The organism is Streptomyces sp. NPDC043685, assembly GCF_056436585.1.
Map to the genome: position 1 here is coordinate 94,210 of NZ_JBWKCH010000015.1, position 22,797 is coordinate 117,006.

General features: G+C 71.1%; 17 protein-coding genes and 2 pseudogenes. 12 read left to right on the plus strand and 7 right to left on the minus strand.

The window, feature by feature from the left end; translation table 11 throughout:
- Positions 1-156: 156 nt before the first annotated feature.
- From AC0665_RS36320 to AC0665_RS36335, 4 genes are read left to right on the plus strand one after another with little or no spacing between them, the layout of a single operon-like run.
- Positions 157-1,398 (plus strand): sugar ABC transporter substrate-binding protein, encoded by a 1,242-nt coding sequence (locus AC0665_RS36320; protein WP_478706673.1) that lies wholly within the window; start codon positions 157-159, stop codon positions 1,396-1,398.
- A gap of 10 nt (positions 1,399-1,408) precedes the next feature.
- Positions 1,409-2,392, plus strand: a complete 984-nt coding sequence (locus AC0665_RS36325) for a carbohydrate ABC transporter permease (RefSeq protein ID WP_478706674.1) — start codon at positions 1,409-1,411, stop codon at positions 2,390-2,392.
- Positions 2,389-3,207, plus strand: a complete 819-nt coding sequence (locus AC0665_RS36330; protein ID WP_478706675.1) for a carbohydrate ABC transporter permease — start codon at positions 2,389-2,391, stop codon at positions 3,205-3,207. The genes AC0665_RS36325 and AC0665_RS36330 overlap by 4 nt, the downstream gene beginning before the upstream one ends.
- Before the next feature lie 35 nt (positions 3,208-3,242).
- Entirely contained in the window at positions 3,243-4,985 is a 1,743-nt protein-coding gene (locus AC0665_RS36335; RefSeq protein ID WP_478706676.1) for an amylo-alpha-1,6-glucosidase, read from the plus strand.
- A 14-nt stretch (positions 4,986-4,999) separates the two neighbouring features.
- Here the strand turns inward: AC0665_RS36335 and AC0665_RS36340 are convergent, their stop codons facing one another.
- A complete protein-coding gene (locus tag AC0665_RS36340) occupies positions 5,000-6,361 on the minus strand; it encodes a pyridoxal phosphate-dependent decarboxylase family protein (RefSeq protein WP_478706677.1) in 1,362 nt (453 codons plus the stop codon).
- Between the two features lie 124 nt (positions 6,362-6,485).
- Here AC0665_RS36340 and AC0665_RS36345 point away from each other — a divergent pair, with 124 nt between their 5' ends.
- On the plus strand, positions 6,486-6,968 hold the full coding sequence (locus tag AC0665_RS36345; protein ID WP_478706678.1) for a MarR family winged helix-turn-helix transcriptional regulator: 483 nt from the start codon (positions 6,486-6,488) through the stop codon (positions 6,966-6,968).
- Between the two features lie 183 nt (positions 6,969-7,151).
- Here the strand turns inward: AC0665_RS36345 and AC0665_RS36350 are convergent, their stop codons facing one another.
- The 3 genes from AC0665_RS36350 to AC0665_RS36360 all read right to left on the minus strand — a co-directional run bounded on the left by AC0665_RS36350 (position 7,152) and on the right by AC0665_RS36360 (position 11,248).
- Positions 7,152-7,829, minus strand: a complete 678-nt coding sequence (locus AC0665_RS36350; RefSeq protein ID WP_478706679.1) for a response regulator — start codon at positions 7,827-7,829, stop codon at positions 7,152-7,154.
- A 22-nt stretch (positions 7,830-7,851) separates the two neighbouring features.
- Complete coding sequence (locus tag AC0665_RS36355; RefSeq protein ID WP_478706680.1) at positions 7,852-9,033, minus strand: sensor histidine kinase; 1,182 nt, start codon at positions 9,031-9,033, stop codon at positions 7,852-7,854.
- Between the two features lie 313 nt (positions 9,034-9,346).
- A complete protein-coding gene (locus tag AC0665_RS36360; RefSeq protein WP_478706681.1) occupies positions 9,347-11,248 on the minus strand; it encodes a rhamnogalacturonan lyase in 1,902 nt (633 codons plus the stop codon).
- A 440-nt stretch (positions 11,249-11,688) separates the two neighbouring features.
- Here AC0665_RS36360 and AC0665_RS36365 point away from each other — a divergent pair, with 440 nt between their 5' ends.
- The 7 genes and pseudogenes from AC0665_RS36365 to AC0665_RS36395 form a co-directional block, all read left to right on the plus strand.
- Complete coding sequence (locus AC0665_RS36365; RefSeq protein WP_478706682.1) at positions 11,689-12,738, plus strand: glycosyl hydrolase 53 family protein; 1,050 nt, start codon at positions 11,689-11,691, stop codon at positions 12,736-12,738.
- Between the two features lie 82 nt (positions 12,739-12,820).
- The gene (locus AC0665_RS36370) at positions 12,821-13,912 is read left to right on the plus strand and encodes a rhamnogalacturonan acetylesterase (protein WP_478611012.1); all 1,092 of its coding nucleotides are present in this window, start codon (positions 12,821-12,823) and stop codon (positions 13,910-13,912) included.
- Positions 13,913-13,949: 37 nt separating this feature from the next.
- A complete protein-coding gene (locus AC0665_RS36375; protein ID WP_478706683.1) occupies positions 13,950-14,822 on the plus strand; it encodes a GDSL-type esterase/lipase family protein in 873 nt (290 codons plus the stop codon).
- A 109-nt stretch (positions 14,823-14,931) separates the two neighbouring features.
- Positions 14,932-15,639, plus strand: coding sequence for a GNAT family N-acetyltransferase (locus AC0665_RS36380; RefSeq protein ID WP_478611009.1), 708 nt, complete (start codon positions 14,932-14,934; stop codon positions 15,637-15,639).
- 64 nt (positions 15,640-15,703) lie between these two features.
- The gene (locus tag AC0665_RS36385; RefSeq protein ID WP_478706684.1) at positions 15,704-16,639 is read left to right on the plus strand and encodes a serine hydrolase domain-containing protein; all 936 of its coding nucleotides are present in this window, start codon (positions 15,704-15,706) and stop codon (positions 16,637-16,639) included.
- Positions 16,640-16,808: 169 nt separating this feature from the next.
- Positions 16,809-17,702 (plus strand): annotated as a pseudogene (locus tag AC0665_RS36390) (dienelactone hydrolase family protein); the annotation flags it as partial.
- A 45-nt stretch (positions 17,703-17,747) separates the two neighbouring features.
- Positions 17,748-18,134: pseudogene (locus tag AC0665_RS36395) on the plus strand (RICIN domain-containing protein); the annotation flags it as partial.
- A 139-nt stretch (positions 18,135-18,273) separates the two neighbouring features.
- On the opposite strand, the gene AC0665_RS36400 reads toward AC0665_RS36395, so the two are convergent.
- The 3 genes from AC0665_RS36400 to AC0665_RS36410 all read right to left on the minus strand — a co-directional run.
- Positions 18,274-20,958 (minus strand): SpoIIE family protein phosphatase, encoded by a 2,685-nt coding sequence (locus AC0665_RS36400; RefSeq protein ID WP_478611178.1) that lies wholly within the window; start codon positions 20,956-20,958, stop codon positions 18,274-18,276.
- A 183-nt stretch (positions 20,959-21,141) separates the two neighbouring features.
- Positions 21,142-22,227, minus strand: a complete 1,086-nt coding sequence (locus AC0665_RS36405; protein WP_478611006.1) for an ABC transporter substrate-binding protein — start codon at positions 22,225-22,227, stop codon at positions 21,142-21,144.
- A 106-nt stretch (positions 22,228-22,333) separates the two neighbouring features.
- Positions 22,334-22,797 (minus strand): NAD(P)-dependent oxidoreductase (locus AC0665_RS36410; protein WP_478706685.1); only part of this gene is annotated, 464 nt, incomplete at its 5' end.

Below are 22,797 nucleotides of genomic sequence, written 5' to 3' on the forward strand. Positions count from 1 at the left end.
CCCCTCCCCTCCCTGCCTCTCCTTTCCTCTCCTTTCTCCCCGCCTCTGCTCTCCCTTTCCGGGCCCACCCCCCTCACCGCCTCGCCCCGGTGTGCCCGCTGCCCCCACGCCGCCCCCTGTCACGGCACCCCTGTGCCAAGAACGAAGGAACCCGCGATGCACAGCACCTCCAGACGGCACCTCGCCGCCGTGGCCCTGTCGACCGTCCTCGCCGCCGCCGGCACCGCATGCTCCTCCGGCTCGGGCAGCACCGACACCGAGGGCGCGGACAGCGGCACCTACACGATCTGGGACCCGTACCCGCAGTTCACCAAGGTCTCGGCATGGGTGAAGCTGCTGGACGCCTGCGGTGCCAAGGCCGGTGTGAAGGTCAAGCGGACCGGGTTCGACACCAGCGACCTCGCCAACAAGACGCTGCTGGCGGCCCAGCAGGGCAACTCCCCGGACGTCCTCATCGTCGACAACCCGGTGGTCTCCACCCTCGCGGAGGCGGGCGTGCTCACCACGACCGACGACAACAAACTCGACACCTCCGCCGTGGACCCCAACCTCCTCGCGGCCGGGCAGTCGGGCGGCAAGACCTACGGCACCCCCATCGGCGCCAACACCCTCGCGCTCTACTACAACAAGAAGGTCCTGAAGCAGGCCGGTGTCGACATCGCCTCCGTCAAGGACTGGCAGTCGCTGACCGCAGCCCTGGGGAAGGTCAAGAAGGCCGGAAAGAAGGGCATCACCTTCTCCGCGATCGGCACCGAGGAAGGCAGCTTCCAGTTCCTGCCGTGGTTCTGGGGTTCCGGCGCGAAGCTGACGGAGCTCGACTCCGACCAGGCCGTCTCCGCGCTGTCCCTGTGGAAGAACTGGCTGGACAAGGGCTACGCCCCCAACTCCGTCATCAACAACACCCAGACCACCAGCTGGCAGGAGTTCGCCGGCGGCGACTACGCCTTCGCCGAGAACGGCACCTGGCAGCTCGCGGCCGCCAAGAAGGCCGGCTTCGACTACGGCGTCCTGCCCGTCCCGGCCACCGGCGGAGGCAACGCCGCGGCCCCGACGGGCGGCGAGTTCGTCACCGTGCCCGTCCAGGGCGACACCGCCCGCTACGCCACCACGAGCAAGCTCACGACCTGCCTGACCAGCACCGCCCACCTGTACGACACCGACACCACCCTCTCCTACGTCGCCCCCACCGAGGAGGTGCGGAAGAAGCAGGTGGCCGCCGACCCCGCGCTCACCCCGTGGGTCGACGCGGTCAAGGCGGCCAAGGGCCGCACCAGCGACGACCTGGGCACCAAGTACCCCAAGATCTCCGAGCAGTTGTGGAAGGCCGTGCAGTCCGCGCTCAGCGGATCCAAGTCGCCCGAGGACGCCCTGACGTCCGCGCAGGACGCGATCAAGTGACATGGGTCCGATGAAGCCGACCGTCCATCCGCCGGACCACCGGCCCGCACGGACCGTTCCGGGGGCGGCCCATGCCGCCCCGGGACCGGACTACACCGCGCGACGCCGCCGGCCCGCCTCGACGCAGTGGGCCGCCTGGGCCTTCCTCACCCCGGTGACCCTCTACCTCGTCCTCTTCTACGCCTATCCGCTCTACCGCAACCTCGACCTGAGCCTGCGCGACTACACCGTCCGCTCCTTCGTGCAGGGCGATGCGCCGTTCACCGGCCTCGCGAACTACCAGAAGGTCTTCGACGACCCGACCTTCGCCCCGGCCCTGCTGCACACCGTGGTGTTCACCGCCGTGTGCCTGGCCTTCCAGTACGCCATCGGGCTGGCCCTCGCGGTCTTCTTCAACCAGCACTTCCGGCTCTCGGCGACCCTGCGCGCCCTGTTCCTCGTCCCCTGGCTGCTGCCGCTGATCGTGTCGGCCTCGACCTGGTCGTGGATGCTCAACAGCGACTCCGGCATCGTCAACGCCGCCCTGCACGCGCTCGGCCTCGGCCCCGTCAACTGGCTGACCTCGCCCTCCTGGTCGCTCACCTCGGTGATCATCGCCAACATCTGGATCGGCGTCCCGTTCAACCTGGTCGTGCTCTACAGCGGCCTGCAATCCATCCCCGCCGGACTGTACGAGGCGGCCGCCCTCGACGGAGCGGGAGCCTGGCGGCGCTTCTGGAGCATCACCTTCCCGCTGCTGCGCCCCGTCTCCGCGATCACCCTGCTCCTCGGCCTGGTCTACACACTCAAGGTCTTCGACATCATCTGGATCATGACCAAGGGCGGTCCGGCGGACGCGTCCACCACCTTCGCCACCTGGTCCTACCGGCTCGGCTTCGGCAACCTGCTGCCCGCCTTCGGCCCCGGAGCGGCCGTCGGCAACCTGCTGGTCGTGGCCGCCCTGGTGTTCGGCGGGGTCTACATGAGGGTCCAGCGAAAGCAGGCGTACGCATGAGAAGCCGACGCTCCTGGGGAAAGACGATGGTCGGCGTCCTGCTGACCGCGATCATGCTCTTCCCGGTCTACTGGATGCTGAACGTCTCCCTCACCCGCGACCAGGACATGCGCAAGTCCCCACCCGGCCTGTTCCCCGTGCACGGCACCCTGGCCGGCTACCGCACCGTCCTCGACGACCAGTTGCCCTACCTCGGTACCAGCCTGGTCATCGGCCTGGGCACCGTGGCCCTCACCGTGGCCCTGTCCGCCCCGGCCGGTTACGCCCTGGCCAAACTGCGCCCGCGCGGCGGGGGAGTGCTCAGCTTCCTCCTGCTCGCGGCGCAGATGATTCCCGGCATCATCATGGCGATGGGCTTCTACGCCATCTACCTCCAGCTCGGCCTGCTCCAGTCCGTGCCCGGCCTGATCGTCGCCGACTCCACCCTGGCGGTGCCGTTCGCGGTGCTCATCTTCACCGCGTTCATGTCCGGCATCCCCGGGGAACTGCTCCAGGCGGCACGCACCGACGGTGCCGGTCCGGTGCGCACCTTCTCGTCGGTCGTCCTGCCGATGAGCCGCAACGCCGTCGTCACGGTGTCGCTCTTCGCGTTCCTGTGGTCGTGGTCCGACTTCGTCTTCGCCGGCACCCTCGTCAACGGCGGGGCCCACGAGCCCATCACCCTCGGCATCTACCACTACATCGGCAACAACAACCAGGAGTGGAACGCCATCATGGCCACCGCCGTCGTGGCCTCGCTGCCCGCCGCGGTCATCCTCGTCCTGGCCCAGCGCTACGTCGCCGCCGGTGTGACGGCCGGCGCGGTCAAGGACTGACCCCTTCCCCCTGCGCGAGAAACGAGTGCCCCTTCATGACCGCCGACCGCTCCGGCCCGGCCTTCTCCGTCCACGACATCCCGTTCAGCACCTACGGCTCCTGGTTCGGCATCTCGCCCGTGGTGGCGGAGAAGACGTACGCCGAGGACCTCCATCTCGTCTCCCACCAGAACGGCCTGCACGCCGTCCTGCGCCTGACGCCCCTGGATCCCGTGACGGGCGACCGGGTGGAGACCCGCGTGGAGGCGAGACCGGGCCTGCTCAGCTGGACCGGCGCGGGCGGCCGAGTCGACCTCGCCTACGAGTCCCCGGACACCGTGCGCCTGCGCGGGAGCGGGATGGGGATCGCCGTCCGGGCGGCCGCCGAGGTCCTGACGCCGTTCAGCGGAACCTACTTCTTCCACGACCCCGCCGCCGGTGCCCATGTGTTCACGTCGTACGAGACCGGACGCCGCTATCGCGTCACCGTCCTGTCCGGCACCGCCGACGTGACCGGTGCCCAGGCGCTGGGCAGCGCCGAGCGCGGTCTCAAGATGGCCGCGGAGACGGGCGGAACCTGGGATATCGCGATCGAGGAACTCGACACCGCCCGCCCGCCGTACACGTCCGAGGCGGCCTTCGACAAGATCGCGGCATCCGCGCGAGGCTCGTTCGCCGCGTTCGCTGACGCCGTCGCTCCCTGGCGCTCGTCCGCCACCCCGGCGGCCGAACTGGCCGCCTACGTCCTGTGGTCGGCCACCGTCCGCCCGACGGGCCTGGTCACCCGGCCCGCGGTGCTGATGTCCAAGCACTGGATGGACAAGGTGTGGAGCTGGGACCACTGCTTCAACGCACTGGCCCTGGCGCCCGGTTGTCCCGAACTGGCCCGGGACCAGTTCGCCCTGCCCTTCGACCATCAGGACGCCGGCGGTGCCCTGCCGGACTCGGTGACCCACTCCGAGGTCCTGTACAACTTCGTCAAACCGCCCATTCACGGCTGGGCCTTCGGGCACCTGCGCCGCCGTCTGCCGACGCCGCCCGGCCCGGACGAGCTGGCCGAGGTGTACCACCGTCTGGAGCGCTGGACGAACTTCTGGCTCACCGTCCGGCGCGCTCCCGGCGCCGCCTTCCCGCACTACCAGCACGGCAACGACAGCGGCTGGGACAACGCCACCACCTTCGACCCCGAGCGGGTGGTGGAGACCGCCGACCTCTGCGCCTTCCTCGTCCTCCAGCTCCGCGAACTCGCCGACCTCGCCCTGGAGCTGGACCGGACGGACGAGGCGGGCCGGTGGAAGCGGGCCGCCGAGGAGACGCAGGCGGCGATGCTGGACCAGCTCTGGAGCGGGGACCGGTTCGTGGCCCGGGGCGTCGGCACGGGCGACACCTGGGACAGTGCCTCGCTCCTCGACCTGATGCCCATCGTGCTCGGCGAGCACCTGCCGGGCGAGGTCAGCGCCGCTCTGGCCGACCACATCAAGGCCCATCTGACCCCCTACGGTCTCGCCACCGAGCTGCCCACCTCACCCCACTACCTCGACGACGGTTACTGGCGCGGCCCCATCTGGGCCCCCGCGACCGTCCTGATCGAGGACGGCCTGCGCCGCGCCGGCCACCACCGCCTGGCGGACGACATCAGCGCCCGCTTCCGCGCCCTGTGTGAAACCCACGGCTTCGCCGAGAACTTCGACGCCCTCACGGGAAGGGGCCTGCGCGACCGCGCCTACACCTGGACCGCCGCCGGCTACCTCATCCTCGCGGAGGCGTACGCGCTGCGAGGTGACCATGACCTGACGTGAACGGGAGGCGGTGCTCACGACCCGGCGAGACGCGTGACCCGGTCGTGGAGGTGCCGCACGTGGTCCTCGGACTCCGGCTTCATCAGGACGCTGCGCAGGATGCGGGCGCCCTCGGCGTCGGCGGTGACCTTCGGATGGCGTGCGGTGAACGCGTCGCGGTCGGCCTTGAGGGTGCTCAGGAACACGGGGTCGGCGTCCGCCATGCCGTCGGCCAGCACTCGGGCGGACGCCGCGTCGATGGCGGTGAGGGAAGCGGGTTCCGTCACCGGGAAGTAGCTCACGATGTCCAGCTCCGGCTGCTGGTACAGCTCCAGGGCGTCGGAGGCGGAGATCAACTCGGCCCAGCGCAGGGCGGCCCGGCGGCCGGCCCCCAGGACGCGGCCGAGTCCGGCGGGGGTGGGCGGGAGGACCTGGAAGGTGAGCCACAGGGCGGCGGCCGAGGCGCCGGCGCGCGAGCACTCCAGGCTGATCTCGCCGAGGTGGAGCTCGCTGGAGGTGAAATAGGTGTAGGGCGAGTCGTGCAGGTAGAAGCGGCCCACCTCGGGGTCGCGGAAGAGGACGGCACCGCAGCCGTAGGGCTGGAGTCCGTGCTTGTGCGGATCGACGACGACCGAGTCGCACCGGGCGATCGCCCGCCAGGGTTGTGCGGGCTGGCCTTCCGGTCCGTCGGCGCCGGCGAGCAGCGTGAAGAAGCCGCCGTAGGCCGCGTCGACATGGAGCCGGACACCGTAGCGGTCCCTGAGGGCGAGGGCGTGGTGGATCGGGTCGACGGCACCGAGGCCGGTGGTGCCGGCGGTGAGGACGACCGTGCCCACCTCTCCCGTCCGCAGGACGTCCTCCAGCGCGTCGAGGCTGATGCGTCCGCGGTCGTCGGTCGGGACGGGATGGCCCTTCATGCCCAGGACGTGGCACATGCGGCCGTGGGTGTAGTGGGCGTCGGCGCTGTAGGCGACACCGCGGCCGGGGTGGAGTTCGCGGGCGACGAAGAGGGCTTCGAGGTTGGCGATGGTGCCGCTGGTGGTGAGGTGGCCGAGGTGGGTGTCGTAGCCGAACATCGCGGCCAGTTGCGCCACGGCCTCGCGCTCCATGCGGGCGGTGGCGGGGCCGCCGTCCAGCGCGTGGTTGTTGGGGTTGATCAGCATGGTGGTGAGGTGGCCGACGATCGCCGCCGGGTGCGGGGGCTTGAGCATCTGCCCCGCGTAGCGCGGGTGGAAGAAGGGATAGTTCTCCTTCAGTCTTCCGGTGAGCTCCTCGAAGGCCGCGGCGAAACGATCGTCGTCGACGAGGAGGGACGGGTGCTGCTCGTAGGGGCCGAAGCTGTCAGCCCACTGCTGTATCGCGTCGTCGGCCCGGCCGAGCCAGTGCTGAAGGTCCACTGATCTCCCTCTCCTCCGTGGTAGCGGGGTGGTGGGTCACACCATAGGATTTCGTTGACGGCTCAGCAATTGATTGCTCAGTAATTGAGACGGCAGTAGGTGAAGAAGCAGTAAAGTCGGCGGTATGAGCCCTGCCAAGCGAGACGACGACGCGGCCGCCCGTGCCGCCGACAGCCCCCTCGTGCACGACTTCGGGCTGCTGCTCAAAGCCGCCACCCGCCTGGAACAGCGGATCGACGCGGCGCTGCGCGAGGAGTGTCAGGTCGGTCACACGATGTTCGAGGTCCTCATCCGGCTCTGCCGACATCCGGACGAGGAGATCTCCCAGCGCCGGCTCGCCGACGACCTGACCCTCACCAGTGGCGGTGTCACCCGGCTGATCGACCGGATGGAGACGGCCGGTCTAGTGCGGCGGGTGCCCGCCCCCGGCGACCGCAGAAGCGTCCTGGTCGAGGCGACCGAGCACGGCCGTGCGGTGCTCCTGCGGGCCGCCGTCGTCCACGCGCGGGTCGTGGAGCGGTACTTCGTGGCCCCGGTGCCCCGGGCCGACTACGGGCGGCTCACCCGCTCGCTGGGCGAGATCGAGGCGGCACTGCGCGACAGCTGACCCCCGGGCACCGACACTTGCCGGATTGCGAAATAAAGGGACTCATGACCGCCCTGTGCGCCCCACAAGTGTGACGGCTGTTCCGCTTCGTCCTGGAACCCCGGCTGGACTGGGCGTTCCGACGGGAGCCCGCCGAGGCGCCGCGCACCGTACTCACCGGAGCGTGAGCGACACCGGCGAGCGTCAGCTCCGGGTCTCCCCCGCGCGGACCAGCCCGCTCTCGTAGGCCATGACCACGAGTTGGGCCCGGTCCCGGGCGCCCAGCTTGGCCATGGCCCGGTTGGCGTGGGTCTTGACGGTCACCGGGGTGACGAAGAGCCGCTCGGCGATCTCGTCGTTGGACAGGCCCGTGGCCACCAACTGCATGACCTGACGCTCCCGGGGCGTCAGCATGGCCAGCCGCTCGGGATCGGCCAGGCGGCCGGGGGAGGGCTGGGAGAGGAACCGGCTGATCAGGCCCTTGGTCGCGGCCGGTGAGAGCAGCGCCTCACCGGCCGCGACCAGCCGGATGGCGTGCAGGAGTTCGGCCGGTTCGACCCCCTTGCCGAGGAAGCCGCTGGCACCGGCCCGCAACGCCTCGACCACGAACTCGTCCACCTCGAAGGTGGTGAGGACCAGCACCTTCACCCCGGCCAGGTCCTCGTCCCCGCCGATGAGCCGTGTGGCCTCGATGCCGTCGACTCCGGGCATGCGGATGTCCATCACCACCACATCGGCCCGCGCGGACCGGGCCAGCCGCACCGCCTCCCGGCCGTCGGACGCCTCGGCAACGACCTCCATGTCCGGCTGCGCCTCGATGAGCAGCCGGAAGGTACCCCGCAGCAGGGCCTGGTCGTCGGCGAGCAGGACACGGATCGTCATGGTGATTCTTACCTCGTGCGGGTCAGGCGGACGTGGGGGCGAGGGTGAGGGGGAGTTCGGCGACGACCCGGAAGCCGCCGTCGGGTAGCGGGCCGGTGGTGACCGAGCCGCCGATGGCGGTCGCGCGCTCGTGCATGCCGATCAGGCCGTGACCGGAGCCGGGGCCCGGCAGGGCGCCGGGTCGGCCGTCGTCCGTCACGGTGACCCGCAGCCGCTCCGGTCCGTAGTGCAGCTCCACCCCCGCCCGTGTCGCCGACGCGTGCTTGTGGGTGTTGGTGAGCGCTTCCTGGACGATGCGGTAAGCCGTCAGTTCCGTGGTGGGCGCCGCGGGCCGGGGTGTGCCGGTGCACACCACCTCCACGACCAGTCCGCCCGCTCGCACCCCACTCACCAGGGCGTCCAGATCGGCCAGACCGGGGATGGGCGCGCGGGAGTCGGGCCCGTCGTCGGGCTGGCGCAACAGGCCCACGGTGGCGCGCAGTTCGTCGAGGGCGGCGCGGCTGTTGTCCTTGATGTGGGCCAGCGCCTCGTACGCACGGTCGGGATCGTGGCGCATGAGGTGGTGGGCCACGCCGGCCTGCGCGTTGACCAGGGTGATGTGGTGGGCCACCACGTCGTGCAGTTCTCGGGCGATGCGCACCCGCTCCTCGGTGACCCGCCGCCGCGCCTCCTCCTCCCTGCTGCGCTCGGCCCGTTCGGCTCGCGCCTCGACCTCGGCGAGGTGCAGGCGGCGGGTGCGGACGACGTCGCCCAGCGCGGTGGCGGCGATCGCGAGGTCGAAGTGGAGCAGACTCGCGCCCGCGAGAGGTGGTTCGGAATCGGCGACCGCGTAGACGGCCGTGATCAGGACCGACGCGATCAGGCCGGTGATCCAGGCGGTGCGCCGGCTGCTCCGGGAGGCGAGGGTGTAGAGCGCCACCAGGCTCGCCGCCGGAGTCAGGGAGAACCCCGGCGCGACGGACAGGTGCGCCAGATCGACGGCCAGCGAGGCGACCACGACCGGTAGCGGCCATCGGCTGCGGAAGACCAGCGGCGCACACGCCAGCGCCATCCAGGCCACCCCGCCCGGCCGGGGTGCGTGCCAGCCGGAACCGCCCTCACCCGCGGCGGTCGCCGCCGTGCCCATCAGGATGAGCACCACCGCCGGAAGCGCGTCCCGGATCCGCTCGTGTCGGGCCATCAACCGCCGACTCACCGCTGCCACCTGCACTCCCTCACTCTACGCAGCGCGGCTCGGCCGGGCGCCGGCCCGGCATGCGCCCCACCCCGATGGTCGTCAGCCGGGCCCAGGGGGCGAACGGACCCACCCGGGCCGGCGTGCCGGTGGCACCAGCGGACGGCCCGTCCGGTGAGAGGGGACGACGACTAGCCTTTCCGGAAGAACACGGGCCGGAATCCCGGCGCACGGCAACGCTCGCAGTCCGCCGGGCTCTCGTCGCCGGCCGAGCGCGGACACGTGCCCCTACCGCGATCGCGGTAGGGGCACGTGTCCGCGTGTCAGGGCCGGTCGGAGCGGGTCAGGGTGTGTAGACCGTCGGCCGGGGTGCCGTCGGCATGGCGTTGCCGATGAAGAAGGACGGATGCGGGGGCTGGTTGTAGGCGGTGTTCTGCCACGCCAGCGCCGTGCGGTACTGGGTGTCGTGGAGCAGGGTGGTGATCTTGGTGTTGGTCTGGTGCGGGGTCGAGTAGATCCTCAGGGCCCTGTTGTCGCCGGTGCGCCAGACGACCTCCTCGCGCCAGTCGCCGAGGATGTCGCCCGACAGGGCCGGGGTGGACTTGGTGCCGTTGTTGGAGGCCACACCCGAGCCGGTCAGCAGCCGGGTGTCGCCGGACGTGCCGTACTTGTCGATGCGGGTGCCGTCGAGGAGCTCGCGGACGGGGTCGCCGTCCCACCAGGACAGGAAGTTGATGCTGGAGGGCTCCCGGCCGAGCGAGGTGCCGGTGGCGGAGCGCAGGGTGGTGTCGGTGGCGGACCAGGCCTCGGCGCCCGGACTGCCGGCGTAGATGTCGGCGGCGACACCCCGGCCGTTGTCGGAGCCGGACGCGGTCTGCCAGAGCCTCGCCCCGGTGCGGGCGTCGGCCATCCAGGAGCCGGGCTTGCTGGAGTCCTCCGAGACCTTGAAGTACTCAAGTCCCGGACGGGACGGGTTCAGGTCGCCGACGTGACCGGCGTCGCCGTGCCCGAGCCTGGTGGTCCAAAGGCCGCTGCCGTTGTCGTCGACGGTCATCGCGCCGTAGACGATCTCGTCCTTGCCGTCGGCGTCGACGTCGGCGATGGACAGGCTGTGGTTGCCCTGGCCGTCGTAGCCCTTGCCGCTGTTGCTGGAGGAGGACGTGTCGAAGGTCCAGCGCCGGGTGAAGGCGCCGTTGCGCCAGTCCCAGGCGGCTATCACCGATCGGGTGTAGTAGCCGCGCGCCATGATCAGCGAGGGGCGGGCGCCGTCGAGGTAGGCGGTGCCGGCGAGGAAGCGGTCGACGCGGTTGCCGTAGTTGTCGCCCCAGGAGGAGACGGTGCCGCGGCCCGGGACGTAGTCGACGCTCTGCATCGCCTTGCCGGTCTGGCCGTTGAACATCGTCAGGTACTCGGGCCCGGACAGGACGTAGCCGCTGGAGTTGCGGTGGTCTGCGGAGGAGCTGCCGATGACCGCGCCGGTGCCGTCGCGGGTGCCGTCGGCGGTCTTCATGGCGACCTCGGCCTTGCCGTCACCGTCGTAGTCGTACACCTGGAACTGCGTGTAGTGCGCGCCGGAGCGGATGTTGCGGCCCAGGTCGATACGCCACAGCCGGGTGCCGTCGAGTTTGATGCCGTCGACGATGGTGTTGCCGGTGTAGCCGGACTGGGAGTTGTCCTTGGCGTTGGTCGGCTGCCATTTCAGCACCAGATCGAGGGCGCCGTCGCCGTCGAGATCGCCCACGGAGGCGTCGTTGGCCTCGTAGGTGTAGGCCGAGTTGCCCGGGGCGGTGCCGCCCGCGGGAGGGGAGATCGGCACGTCCTTGTAGCCCGTGCGGAACTGCACCGCGGGCGCCGAAGCGGCCTGCTCGGTGCCGTTGACGACCGCGCGCACCGTGTAGTCGGCCGAGGCCGCGGCGCCCGCGTCGAAGTAGTTCGTCGAGGCGGTGACGGGCGAGGAGGTGACTCTGGTGCCGCCGCGGTAGACGTTGAAGGACACGTCGTCGGGGTCGGTCGCCAGCCATCGCCAGGACACCAGGTTGCCGCTGCCGGTGTGCACGCTGGACAGGCCGCGGTCGAGCTTCTCGACCTGCCGTGCGGTCGCGGCCTGGGCGGTCTGGGGCAGTGCGACGAGCGCGGACAGGGCCAGCGCGGCGGCGGAGAGGCCGCCGACGAGCCGGCCGCCCGGCCGGTGCGGTGATCGCCACGGTCGTGGCGCGGTGCGGGGACGCCGGTGAGGGTCGGTCACAGTGGCCTCCGGGGCGTGGGGGGTATGGGAACGCTCCCATGAGGAGGGAGCGTAGGAATGCTCTGATGCCTCGTCAAGGATTCTGTCCAGTCCGCTGTGCGGCCCTGTTCGGATCCGTGAGGTTTTCGTGACCTATGGATTGACAGCCGGGTGGAGGCCCGAGAACACTGCGTGAGCCGCCTCACCGTCACCTGTGGTCGAAGGCAGTCGAACAGGTCGCCCGCCTTCCAGCCCTGGTGCCGCACACGGCAGTTCGTGGATCCCGCACCTGCACTCTTTTTCCTTCGAGGACGGAGCGTCCCGTGTCCACCTGACAGGTTGTGAACGTTCCCAGCAGATGCGGGCGGATCGAACCCAGTCCCGGAAACTCCACCCCCCACAACCCGCTGCCCGCCGGCCGCGACGTCTCACGCGCGGCCGGCGGACAGGGAGGAGCGACCATGTCACCGACCCCTGCTCCCGCTCCGATCAGCCGCCGGACACTGCTCAAGGCCACCACCGCGACCGCCGGTGTCCTCGCCACCTCCGCCGCACTCGCCGAACTCGAGACGCCGGCCCACGCCGCCGCCGGTTTCGTCAAGGGCGTCGACATCAGCTGGGTGCCGCAGATGGAGGCACGCGGCTACTCCTGGAAGAACGCCAGTGGCCAGACACAGGATCTGCTCACCATCCTGAAGGGGTACGGCATCACGGCCGTCCGGCTCCGTACGTTCGTCAACCCGTCCGGCGACCCGGCCAACGGCCACTGCTCCATCAACGAGGTCGCCGCCTTCGCCAAGCGGGTCAAGGCCGCCGGCATGTCGATCATGCTGGACTACATGTTCGGCGACACCTGGAACTCCGTCGGTGTGCAGAACCCGCCCGCCGCCTGGCGGAACATGAGCTACAGCCAGATGCTCGCCGCGATGAACACGTACGTGAACCAGTCGATGACCGTCATGAAGAACAACGACGTGCTCCCGGCCTGGGTGCAGATCGGCAACGAGATCAACAGCGGAATCTGCCGCCCCGTCGGCAGCGTCTCCAGCCCGGCGCAGATGACCGGGCTGCTCAACGCGGCCTACACCCAGGTCAAGGCGGTGTCACCGAACTCGGCGGTGTGCATCCACCTGGCCCAGCCGCAGAAGTACGACGTGATGACGACGTTCTTCAGCCGCTTCGCCGCGGCCGGCGGCAAGTGGGACATGTCCGTGTTCTCCTCCTACGGCAGCGCCGACGTCGCGCCGGGCATCGTGGAGAACATGCGGAAGATCTCCGCCGCCTACGGAAAGCCGTTCCTGCAGAGCGAGTTCGGAGGCCGGGTCGACCGGGCCGCCTCCACCCAGGCCGCGCTGGTCGCCTACACCAAGGCGCTCAAGTCCGCCGGCGGGCAGGGCATCTTCTACTGGGAGCCGGAGTGCATGTCCCCGTTCACCGGCTACAACATGGGTGCCTGGGACTCCGCCAGCAAGCGCCCCACCGCCATCATGAACGGCTTCACCCAGGCCTGAGCGGCGCCTCGGCCCACTCGACGCGCGGCTCCCGCGTGCCGCCTCCCCGACCCCGTACCTCTCCCTGACGAAGGACGGACCCATGACCATGACGACCCTGCCGCCCCGACGCGCCGGCGGACCCGGCGCCCGGCTGGCGACGGCGGGCCTGCTGACCCTGGCGGCCCTGGCCGGCACCGGGGCGGTCCACAACGCCGCCGCCGCACCGCGGGCGCTGCCGGCCGGCTGTACCGGCACCTCGGCGATCACCTGCCACTACGCGGTCGCGCCGGGCAACTACGACGTGACGGTCTCCATCGGCGGCGCCTTGGCCGGACAGACCGAGATGTGGGCCGAGGCCCGGCGGCTGATGCTCCCGGCCACGAGAACGGCGGCCGGAGCGGTCGCCACCCACACCTTCACCGTCAACGTCCGTCAGCCCGAAGGGCAGCCGACGGGCCAGGGCGGCACCGGAACCCCCGGCCTGGACCTCCGCTTCACGGGCTCCGGTCCGCAGGTCTCGGCCGTCTCGGTGAAGCCGGCCGCCCAACCGCTGGTGGCCTACCTGGCCGGTGACTCGACCGTCTGCGACCAGCCGGCCGCTCCCTACACCGGCTGGGGGCAGATGATCACCTCCTCGATCCGCTCCGGCGCGGTCATCGCCAACTACGGCGACTCGGGGGAGAGTTCCGGAAGCTTCCTCAGCAACGCGGCGCTCCTGCCCGCACTGCTGGCCAAGGTCAAGGCGAACGACCCGGTCTACATCCAGTTCGGCCACAACGACAAGCAGACCAGCGCGTCCGCCTACCGGAACAACCTCACCACCATGATCTCCCGGATCCGCGCCAAGGGCGGTGTCCCGGTCCTGGTGACGCCACCGGTCCGCCGGCTCTTCGACGGCAACCGGCTCACCGGCACGGCACTGCACATCAACGGCGTCGGCGCGAACCTCCCCGCGGAGATGCGCGCGGTCGGCGCGGCACAGCGCGTCCCGGTCGTCGACCTGACCGCCCGGAGCAAGGCGCTGGTCGAGTCCCTCGGACCGTCCGCCTCCGCGCAGCTCTTCCTCCGCTCCTCCGTCGACGGCGTCACGGACAACACCCACTTCTCGCAGTACGGCGCTGCCCAGATGGGCGCGCTGCTGCTCCAGGCCGTGCGGGAGCAGAACCTGCCCCTGGCCGCCCACCTGCGCTGACCGACGCATGGGGGCGCCCGCCCCCGGGAGGTAACCGATGAAGAACGTACGGAACGCACGGGTCCTGATCACCGCCGTGCTGCTGCTCGCCCTGTCGAGCCTCGGGCTCAGCACCGCCTCGGCGGCCGGCGACGCCGCGGCGCGCTGCTCCGGCTCCGGCTCCGCCGCCCCTGCCGCCCGGGCGGCCGCCCAGCCCGTCACCGTGTGGCTGGCCGGCGACTCGACCATGGCCAACCCGGGCTCCGCCCGCTGTCCGGTCGGCTGGGGAAGCCAGTTCGACGCCCTGTTCAACGCCGACGTCACCGTCCGGAACCAGGCCGTGGGCGGCCGCAGCATCCAGACCTGGATGTACGAGGGGAACGTCAGCGGCACCAAGGGCTCGGACGGCGAGTGCCGCCTGACCTCCAACGCGTACTCCTCGCGCTGGCAGTCGATGCTGAACGCGAGCACCGGGATGAAGGCGGGCGACTACCTGTTCATCCAGTTCGGCATCAACGACTCCTCCTCGACCTGCCCCCGCCACGTCGGCCCGGTCCGCTACCGGCAGCTGATGACCACGATGGTGCAGGCCGCCCTGGCCCGGGGAGCGCACCCGGTGCTGCTCACGCCGGTCGCCGCGATCACCTGCTCCGGAAGCACGGCGACGAAGAACCGCGGCTTCGTGAACGAGACCTTCGCCGTCGGCTCCGCCACCAGGGCACCGGTCGTCGACCTGCACGCGCTCAGCGTCTCGCTCTACAACAGCCTGCGCTTCTGCCCGCACAACGGCGACTACGGGTCGGGCCCCGTCGGCGCCTTCTTCTGCAACGACCACACCCACTTCGAGACGTACGGCGCCCAGCGGATCGCCGGACTCGTCGCCGGTGACGTACGCCGGCAGAACCTCCCGCTCGCCGCGTACCTCAGGTAGCGCCGGAATCCCGCCGTGCGGGGCTGACTAGCATGGCGGTCGGCATCCGAAGAGCCGTGTCGGCCTCCCGGCCGACCGGCTCCGGCACACGGCGGGAAGGCACAGCACGATGACGGGGCTCGGCGACGCCGTCGCACTAGACGACCCGGTGGGCGAATCCCTGCGCGGGCACCACGCGCATCTCGCCCGCCGCCTCGGCGGCGCTCTCACCTACACCCCCGGAGTCGCGACCTTCTGCGCGGTGTCCCGCGAGCCGGACGGGCAGGACTGGGCGGATCTGGCCAAGCTGCTGGGACCGGGCGGGTTCGCCGACCTGTTCAGCTGCCCGGCCATGCCGCCCCCGGACTGGGATCCGGTCTTCGTCCTCGAAGGCCGCCAGATGATCTGGACCGGCGCCAGCGCCCCCGACCCCTCGTCGGCCGAGCCCGGCTCCGGCGTCGTCGAACTCGGTGCGGAGAGCGTGCCCGAGATGCTCGACCTCGTGGAGCGGACCCGGCCGGGGCCCTTCGCGCCCCGCACCCATGAACTCGGCACCTATCTCGGCGTCCGGGACGGCGGCAGGCTGGTGGCGATGGTGGGGGAGCGGCTCAGGCCGCCCGGATGGACCGAGATCAGCGCCGTCTGCACCGCCCCCGAAGCACGCGGACAGGGCCACGCGGGCCGCCTGTTGCGCGCTCACATCGACCGCATCGTGGCGCGCGGCGAGCGGCCCTTCCTGCATGTGGCCGAGGCGAACACCAGCGCGCTCGCCCTCTACGAGCGGCTCGGCTTCACCACGCGCAGGCAGGTGACGTTCCGCGGGTTCCGCACCCCGTGAGACGTCGGATCCGCTCGCACCGACCCCATTCGGCTGAGCCAAGCCGATGTCGGGGGAGGGGCCGTTGACGATCGAAGACGCGGTGGCCGAGGCGGACGCACGGATCCGGCGGGAGCCGGAGCTGGCGCACACCGAACACCTCGTGGTGGAACACGGCGGCCGCACGGTCGCCGCGTACGCGTACGGCCGGCGGGCGGTGGACGAGCCCGGAGACGTCTTCTCCGTCACCAAGAGCGTCCTGTCCACACTCGTCGGCTGCGCGGTCAGCGACGGCCGACTCGAACTCGATGCGACGGTAGGGGAGCTGCTCGCTCCGATGGTCCCCGAGGGAGCGCGGCGGACGACCGTGCGCCACCTGCTGACCATGACCGGCGGCACGGACCCCTCCGGCGACTGGGACATCGACGCGGTCATGCGGCTCTCCGCAGGCTGGACACGGACGCTCCTGACCGCTCCCCGGCTGTCCCCGCCCGGCACCTGCTTCCGCTACGACAACGGCGCGAGTCACGTCCTCGCGGCCTGCCTGGCCCGGGCACTGGTCGAGGACCTGGAGGAGTACGCCGGGCGCCGCCTCTTCGGGCCGCTGGGCATCACACGGGCGCACTGGCCCCGCGATCCGGACGGACTGCCGTACGGCTTCGGCCACTTGCGGCTGTCCGCGCCGGACCTCGTCGCCCTGGGCCGTCTGTGGTCGACCGGAGGCATCGCCGCGGACGGGCGGCGGCTGTTCGACGCGGCGTACGCGGCCGAGGCGACCCGCCCCCACACCGCCGGCGGGCCGCCGGAATCCGCGGGTTACGGATACCTGTGGTGGGTGACCGAGATGGCCGGGCACACGGCCTTCTTCGCGGGCGGTTACGCGGGGCAGCACGTCGTCGTCGTACCCGAGCTCGGCCTGGTCACGGTGACCACCGGCGCGGAGGCGGCATTGCGGCCGGGCTGGCGCCCCGCGCTGCGTGTGATCCCCGGCATCGTCGCCGCCGCGAGCGCACACGCATAGATCTCAACAGGTCCCAACAACGGATTCGCACAGGATTCTTGACGGCACATCAGGTCCTCTCTACGCTCACCGACCTGGGAACGCTCCCAGAGCACCTGTTCGCGCACCCCCCACTCGCTGCGTACCGCCCGTCCTCCCCGCGGAGGGCAGGGCAAGGAGGAACAGGACCATGCAGATACCCCGGCGCAGAAGCAGGGCGGTCGGGCTGAGGGCCGTCCTGGCCGCGGCCGTCACCGGACTGCTCGCCACACTCGTCTCCATCCAGCCGGCGTCGGCCCAACCGCCGTCGCCCCGCGCGGTGGTCGCGGACAACCCGTACGAACGCGGCCCGGCTCCCACGGTGAGCAGCGTCGCGGCCCAGCGGGGCACGTTCGCCACCGCGGAGGTCACCGTCCCGTCCGGCAACGGCTTCAACGGCGGCAGGATCTACTACCCGACGGACACCAGCAAGGGCACCTGGGGCGCCATCGCCGCCGTGCCCGGCTACACCGCCAAATGGTCCGCCGAAGGCGCCTGGATGGGGCCCTGGCTCGCCTCCTTCGGGTTCGTCGTCATCGGCATCGACACCAACAGCCCCACCGACTACGACACCGCCCGCGGAACCCAGCTCCTCGCCGCGCTGGACTACCTCACCCAGAAGAGCCCGGTGCGCGACCGCGTCGACCCGAACCGGCTGGGCGTGCTCGGCCACTCCATGGGCGGCGGCGGTGCCATCAGCGCGGCCGTACGGCGGCCGTCCCTGAAGGCGGCCCTCCCGCTCGCGCCCTTCTCGCCCTCGCAGAACCTGTCCACCCTGCGCGTCCCGACCATGATCATGGGCGCCCGGGACGACGGCACGGTCACCCCGTCCTACCTCGACGGCCTCTACGGCGGCATGCCGGCCGGCACCCAGAGCGCCTTCATCGAGCTCACCAGCGGCGGCCACGGCTTCCCCACCTGGGGGAACTCGAACGTGACGCGCCGAACGATCCCCTGGCTCAAGATCTTCCTCGACAACGACATCCGCTACACCCAGTTCCTGTGCCCGTCACTGGCGGACCGCACCAACATCTCCCGCTCCAAGACCAAGTGCCCCTACGTCCCGCCGGGCGGCACGACCCCGCAGCCCACCGGCGGCAAGATCGTCGGCGCGGGCTCCGGCCGTTGCCTGGACGTGCCGAACTCCTCGCAGACCAACGGCACTCAGGTGCAGTTGTGGGACTGCCTGGACCGCGACAGCCAGAAGTGGACCCGCACGGCCGCAGGCGAGCTGCGCGTGTACGGCGGCAAGTGCCTGGACGCCGAGGCCTCGGGCACCTCGGCGGGCACCCGGGTGGTCATCTGGGACTGCCACGGCGGCCAGAACCAGCGCTGGAACGTCAACGCGAACGGCACGATCACCAGCGTCCGCTCCGGCCTGTGCCTGGACGCGGCGAACTCCGGCACGGCCAACGGGACCCAGGGAGTCCTGTGGACCTGCAACGGCGCGGCCAACCAGCGCTGGACCGTCGGGTGACCTGGACCGATCCCGTCCGCTGAGGAACGGACACGTCGAACGGCGGGAGAGTTGCCGGGGACGCTGATGTTCCCGGCGACTCGTCTTCGCCGGTGGCGTCATCGTCCGTACGGCATCGCCCTCCTTGTGACCCGGTGACTCACCAGGCCGCGTCCTCCCACTGGTCGAGCAGGGCGTCGGCCGACATCTCCTCGGGCTCCGCGGCCGGGCTCCGGGTCGACTGCTCGGTCCAGATCACCTTGCCGCGGGCCATGTAGCGGGTGCCCCACCGCCGGGCGAACTGGGCCACGAGGAACAGTCCTCGTCCGCCCTCGTCGGTGATCGCGGCCCGGCGCAGATGCGGTGAGGTGCTGCTGCCGTCGGCGACCTCGCAGATCAGGCTGTCGCCGTCGTGCAGCACCCGCAGCCGGATCGGTCCGATGCCGTAGCGGATGGCGTTGGTGACCAGCTCGCTGATGATCAGCTCGGTCGTGAACGCCATCTCCTCCAGTCCCCAGGTCCGCAGCCGCCCGGAGACCTCCGCCCGGATCTGCGCGACCACCGCCGGATCGCCTGGCACGTCCCACTCGGCCACCTGGGAGGGATCCAGCAGCCGGGTGCGGGCGACGAGCAGGGCGATGTCGTCACTGGACCGAGCCGGAAGCATCGCGTCGAGCACGTCCTGACAGGTCTCCTCGGGCGCGCGCCCCGCGTGCGTCAGCGCGTCACGCAGCGCGGCGAGACCCGTGTCGATGCCCCGCTCCCGGTCCTCGACCAGGCCGTCCGTGTAGAGGACCAGCCGGGACCCCTCGGGAAGGGCGAGTTCCGCGGTCTCGAAGGGCAGACCGCCCCCCAGCCCGAGCGGTGGGGAACCGGGCACCCGCAGGAACTCCACGGTGCCGTCGGGATGGACCAGCGCCGGCTCCGGATGCCCGGACCGGGACAGGGAGCACGTCCCCGAGGACGGGTCGTAGATGGCGTAGAGGCAGGTGGCGCCCGAGACGCTCTCCCCGTCCCGCTCGGTGTTCCCGTCGCCGTCGATGCGCGCCACCAGCTCGTCCAGGTGCCCCAGGAGCTCGTCCGGGGGCAGGTCGAGGGCGGAGAAGTTGTGCACCGCGGTGCGCAGCCGGCCCATCGTGGCGGCGGCATGGAGACCGTGCCCCACCACGTCACCGACCACCAGCGCGACCCGCGCACCGGGCAGCGGAATGACGTCGAACCAGTCACCGCCCACGCCGTCCAGGGCCGGCAGATAGCGGTGGGCGACCTCCACGGCGGCGTGATCGGGCAGGGAGGCGGGCAGCAGACTGCGCTGAAGGCTCTCGGCCAAGGTGTGCTCGCGGGTGTAGCGACGGGCGTTGTCGACGGCCACCGCCGCCCGAGCGGCCAGTTCCTCGGCGAAGGCCAGATCCTCCGCGCTGAAGGGATCGCCGTCCGAACGCCAGAAGCTCGCCATGCCCAGCACCACACCGCGAGCCTGGAGCGGCACCGTGATCAGGGAGTGGAAACCGAGGTCCAGCACACGCCGGGCGCGGGCGGGATCCTGGGCGCTCATCCAGCCGCCGGAGGCGGTGAGGTCCACGTCCAGGACCGCGCGGCCCCGCTCGGCACCGACGGCCACGGGCGAGGCCGGTACAAAGCGGATCAGCTCACCCACCGGATAGAGCGACCGGGCCCCGTCGGCGCCGTGCACCGCCACCCGGCGCATCTCGGGGCCGGGCCCTGCCGACACCGCGCCCCGCAGGATCGGGTCGAGCAGGTCGACCGTCGCGGCGTCGGCGAACCGGGGGACCGCCACCTCGGCCAGTTCCTGCGCGGTGCGCACCACATCCAGCGTGGTCCCGATCCGCACCCCCGCCTCGTACAGCAGCCCCAGGCGTTCCCGGGCCACCTCCGCCCGGCCCGCCAGTGCCCGCAGCTCCGTCGTGTCGCGCAAGGTCGCCACGCTGCCGGCCGGCCGGTCCTCGGGGTCGACCGGCCGTACGTTGACCGCCAGCAGCCGGTCACCGGCCAGGTGCACCACGTCGGTGACCGGCCGGCCCGAGGCGAGCAGCGCGGCGGTGCCCGCCTCGAGGCCGAGCTCGCCCACCCGGCGCTCCTCGGCGTCCGCGGGCAGGTCCAGCAGCCGCCGGGCCTCGTCGTTGGCGAGCAGCAGCCGTCCGTCGCCGCCGATGATCAGGACGCCTTCCCTCACCGCGTGCAGCACCGCGTCGTGGTGCTCGTACATCCGGGTCATCTCGGAGGGGTCCAGGCCGCGGGTCTGGCGCCGTAGCCGCCACGAGACCAGCGCCGTCCCGACCGCGGCCACCGCGAGCGCACCCCCGGCGAAGCCCAGCAGCTGCGGCAGCTGGTCCTGCACCACGTCGTCGACGCTGGCCACGGTGACCCCGACGGACACGAATCCGACGACGGTGATCCCGTTGGTGTCGTAGACGGGGACCGTCGTGTCCACGGCCAGCCCCAGGCTGCCCTCGAACGTCTTGGTGAACGGCCGGTCGGCGGCGGCACCCTCGCGCAGGGCGTAGATGTGCTTGCCGATCAGCTTCGGGTCGGGGTGGGTCCAGCGAAATCCCTGGGGATCGAAGGTCACCACGTAGTCGACCCCGGTGTTCTTCCGGGTGTCCTCCGCGCGCGGCTGAAGCAGCTCGGTGGCCTTGCCGGACTTCATCGCGGCCAGCGTGCCCGGGGCCCGCGCGAACGACTGGGCGACGCCCTTCGCCAGCTGCCGTGCCTCCTGCGTGCTCGCGTCCCGGGCCTGCACGACGAGGGCCCCTCCCGCGGCGGCGGCGAACAGCACCATGATCACCAACTGGAACAAGAACACCTGGCCGGCGACGCTGCGCACCTTGGGCACGCCCTTCCGGCGCCCTCCCGATGCCCGTGCGCCGGGCTCGTGCAGCGCGGCACGCCGTGTACCCCCGCCGGTGCGCGCGAGGGAGCGAATGGCCGAGAACCGACCGAGGTGCCGGAGCATACGGACTCTTTACCATGCAGGTTCATATTCAGCCATATGGCTGCAATCAGGCGGTCAGGCGCGAGACCACGCCTGCCAGCGCCTGGTCACGGAGTTTCCGTGCTTCAGCCACCACTCGATGTCCAGGTCGAAACCCGACAGCAGGTGACCGGGCGTGCTCGGCAAGTGCACGGCGGTGGACTCGGTGAGGTGTCCGTACGCGGCGGGCACCACGGGACCGTCGGGGTAGAGCCGCGCCATGTGGGCCTGCACCTCGGGCCGCAGCGCGAAATCGATGAGCCGGTAGGCGGCGTCCGGGTTGGCCGCGCCCTTGGGGATCCCGTAACCGTTGCTCTGCCTGCGGGCACCGTTCCACTCGTACGCCACCGAACCCCTTTCGACCAGGCTCTGCAGTCGCCCGGCCCAGGTGCTGGAGGCCACGACACTGCCGCGGGACAGCAGCTCGCCCGGCTCCGCGCCGTACTCCCAGAACGTCCGCACCGAGCCCCTGATCTCGTCGAGGACCCGGAAGGCACGGTCCACGTCGAGGGGGTACAGCCCGTCGAGCGGCACACCGTCGGCGAGCAGCGCGAACTCCAGCTCCGGCCAGTCCACCTCGCCCTGCAGCGCGCGTCGGCCCCGGAAGCCTGCCACGCTCCAGAAGTCCGCCCACGACTCGGGCTTCCTCCCGCCGAAGACATCGGTGCGGTAGGCCAGGACGCTGGCCCAGTAGCTCTTGCCCACGCCGTTGGGCGTGAGCAGGGACTGCGGGATGCCCGCCTTCCGGGTGTTCTTCAACCGGCCGTAGTCCAGTGGCTCGGAGGCGCCCTCGTGCTCGAAGAGCACCAGGTTGGTCATGTCGATGTCCATGACGTCGAACCGCGGACGGCCTTCCTTGATCTGCGCGAGCATCTCGGCGTGCCCCAGGACGACCGTCTTGACTCGGATGCCGGTCTCCCGGGTGAACGGGTCGTACACCGCCTTCCGGTTCGCCTCCCCGTAGGAGCCGCCGAAGTTGCGGACGACGAGCGTTCTGCTGCTCGCGGCGGGACTCCGGCCGGTGCGGCTCTCGCACCCGGTGAGCGACGCCGCGGCCGCGCCGACCGCCGTCCCCCCGACTGCGGCCAGGAAGGCTCTGCGCCCGATGTCGACGTCTCCCACCGGCTGCCTCCCAGTGTCGTCTGGATCATCCGTGACGGAGGGCGGCCCCGAGCGGTCCTGTCTCTCCTGCGGCTTTCACCAGTGTTTACCAGGAAAGGTTCCGACTTCACAGGCGTGACGGGTGGGAGTCCACCACGTATCCGCGGTGCTTGTCGACGACGTTGCGGAGCGGCAGGCTCTCGATGTGGCGGGTGAGGTTGTCGAGAAACAGCTCGATGAGCGCCTCCCTCTCGCCGGCGATCCGGCCCGCCATGTGAGGTGAGACGAGCACGCCGGGCATGTCCCACAGGGGTGATTCGGCGGGCAGTGGTTCCTGGTCGAAGACGTCCAGGGCTGCTCCGGCGAGGCGTCCGGTGGCGAGGTGGTTGATGAGGGCTTTCTCGTCGACGAGGCCGCCCCGGCCGATGTTGATCAGGCGGGCGCCGGGTTTCATCGCGGCGAGGACGGGGGCGTCGACCATGTGCCGGGTGCGCTGGGTGAGGGGTGCGGCCAGGACGACGTAGTCGGCTTGGGCCAGTGCGGTGTGCAGGGTGGCCGGGCCGTGGACGGTGCCGAAGTCGGGGTGGTCGG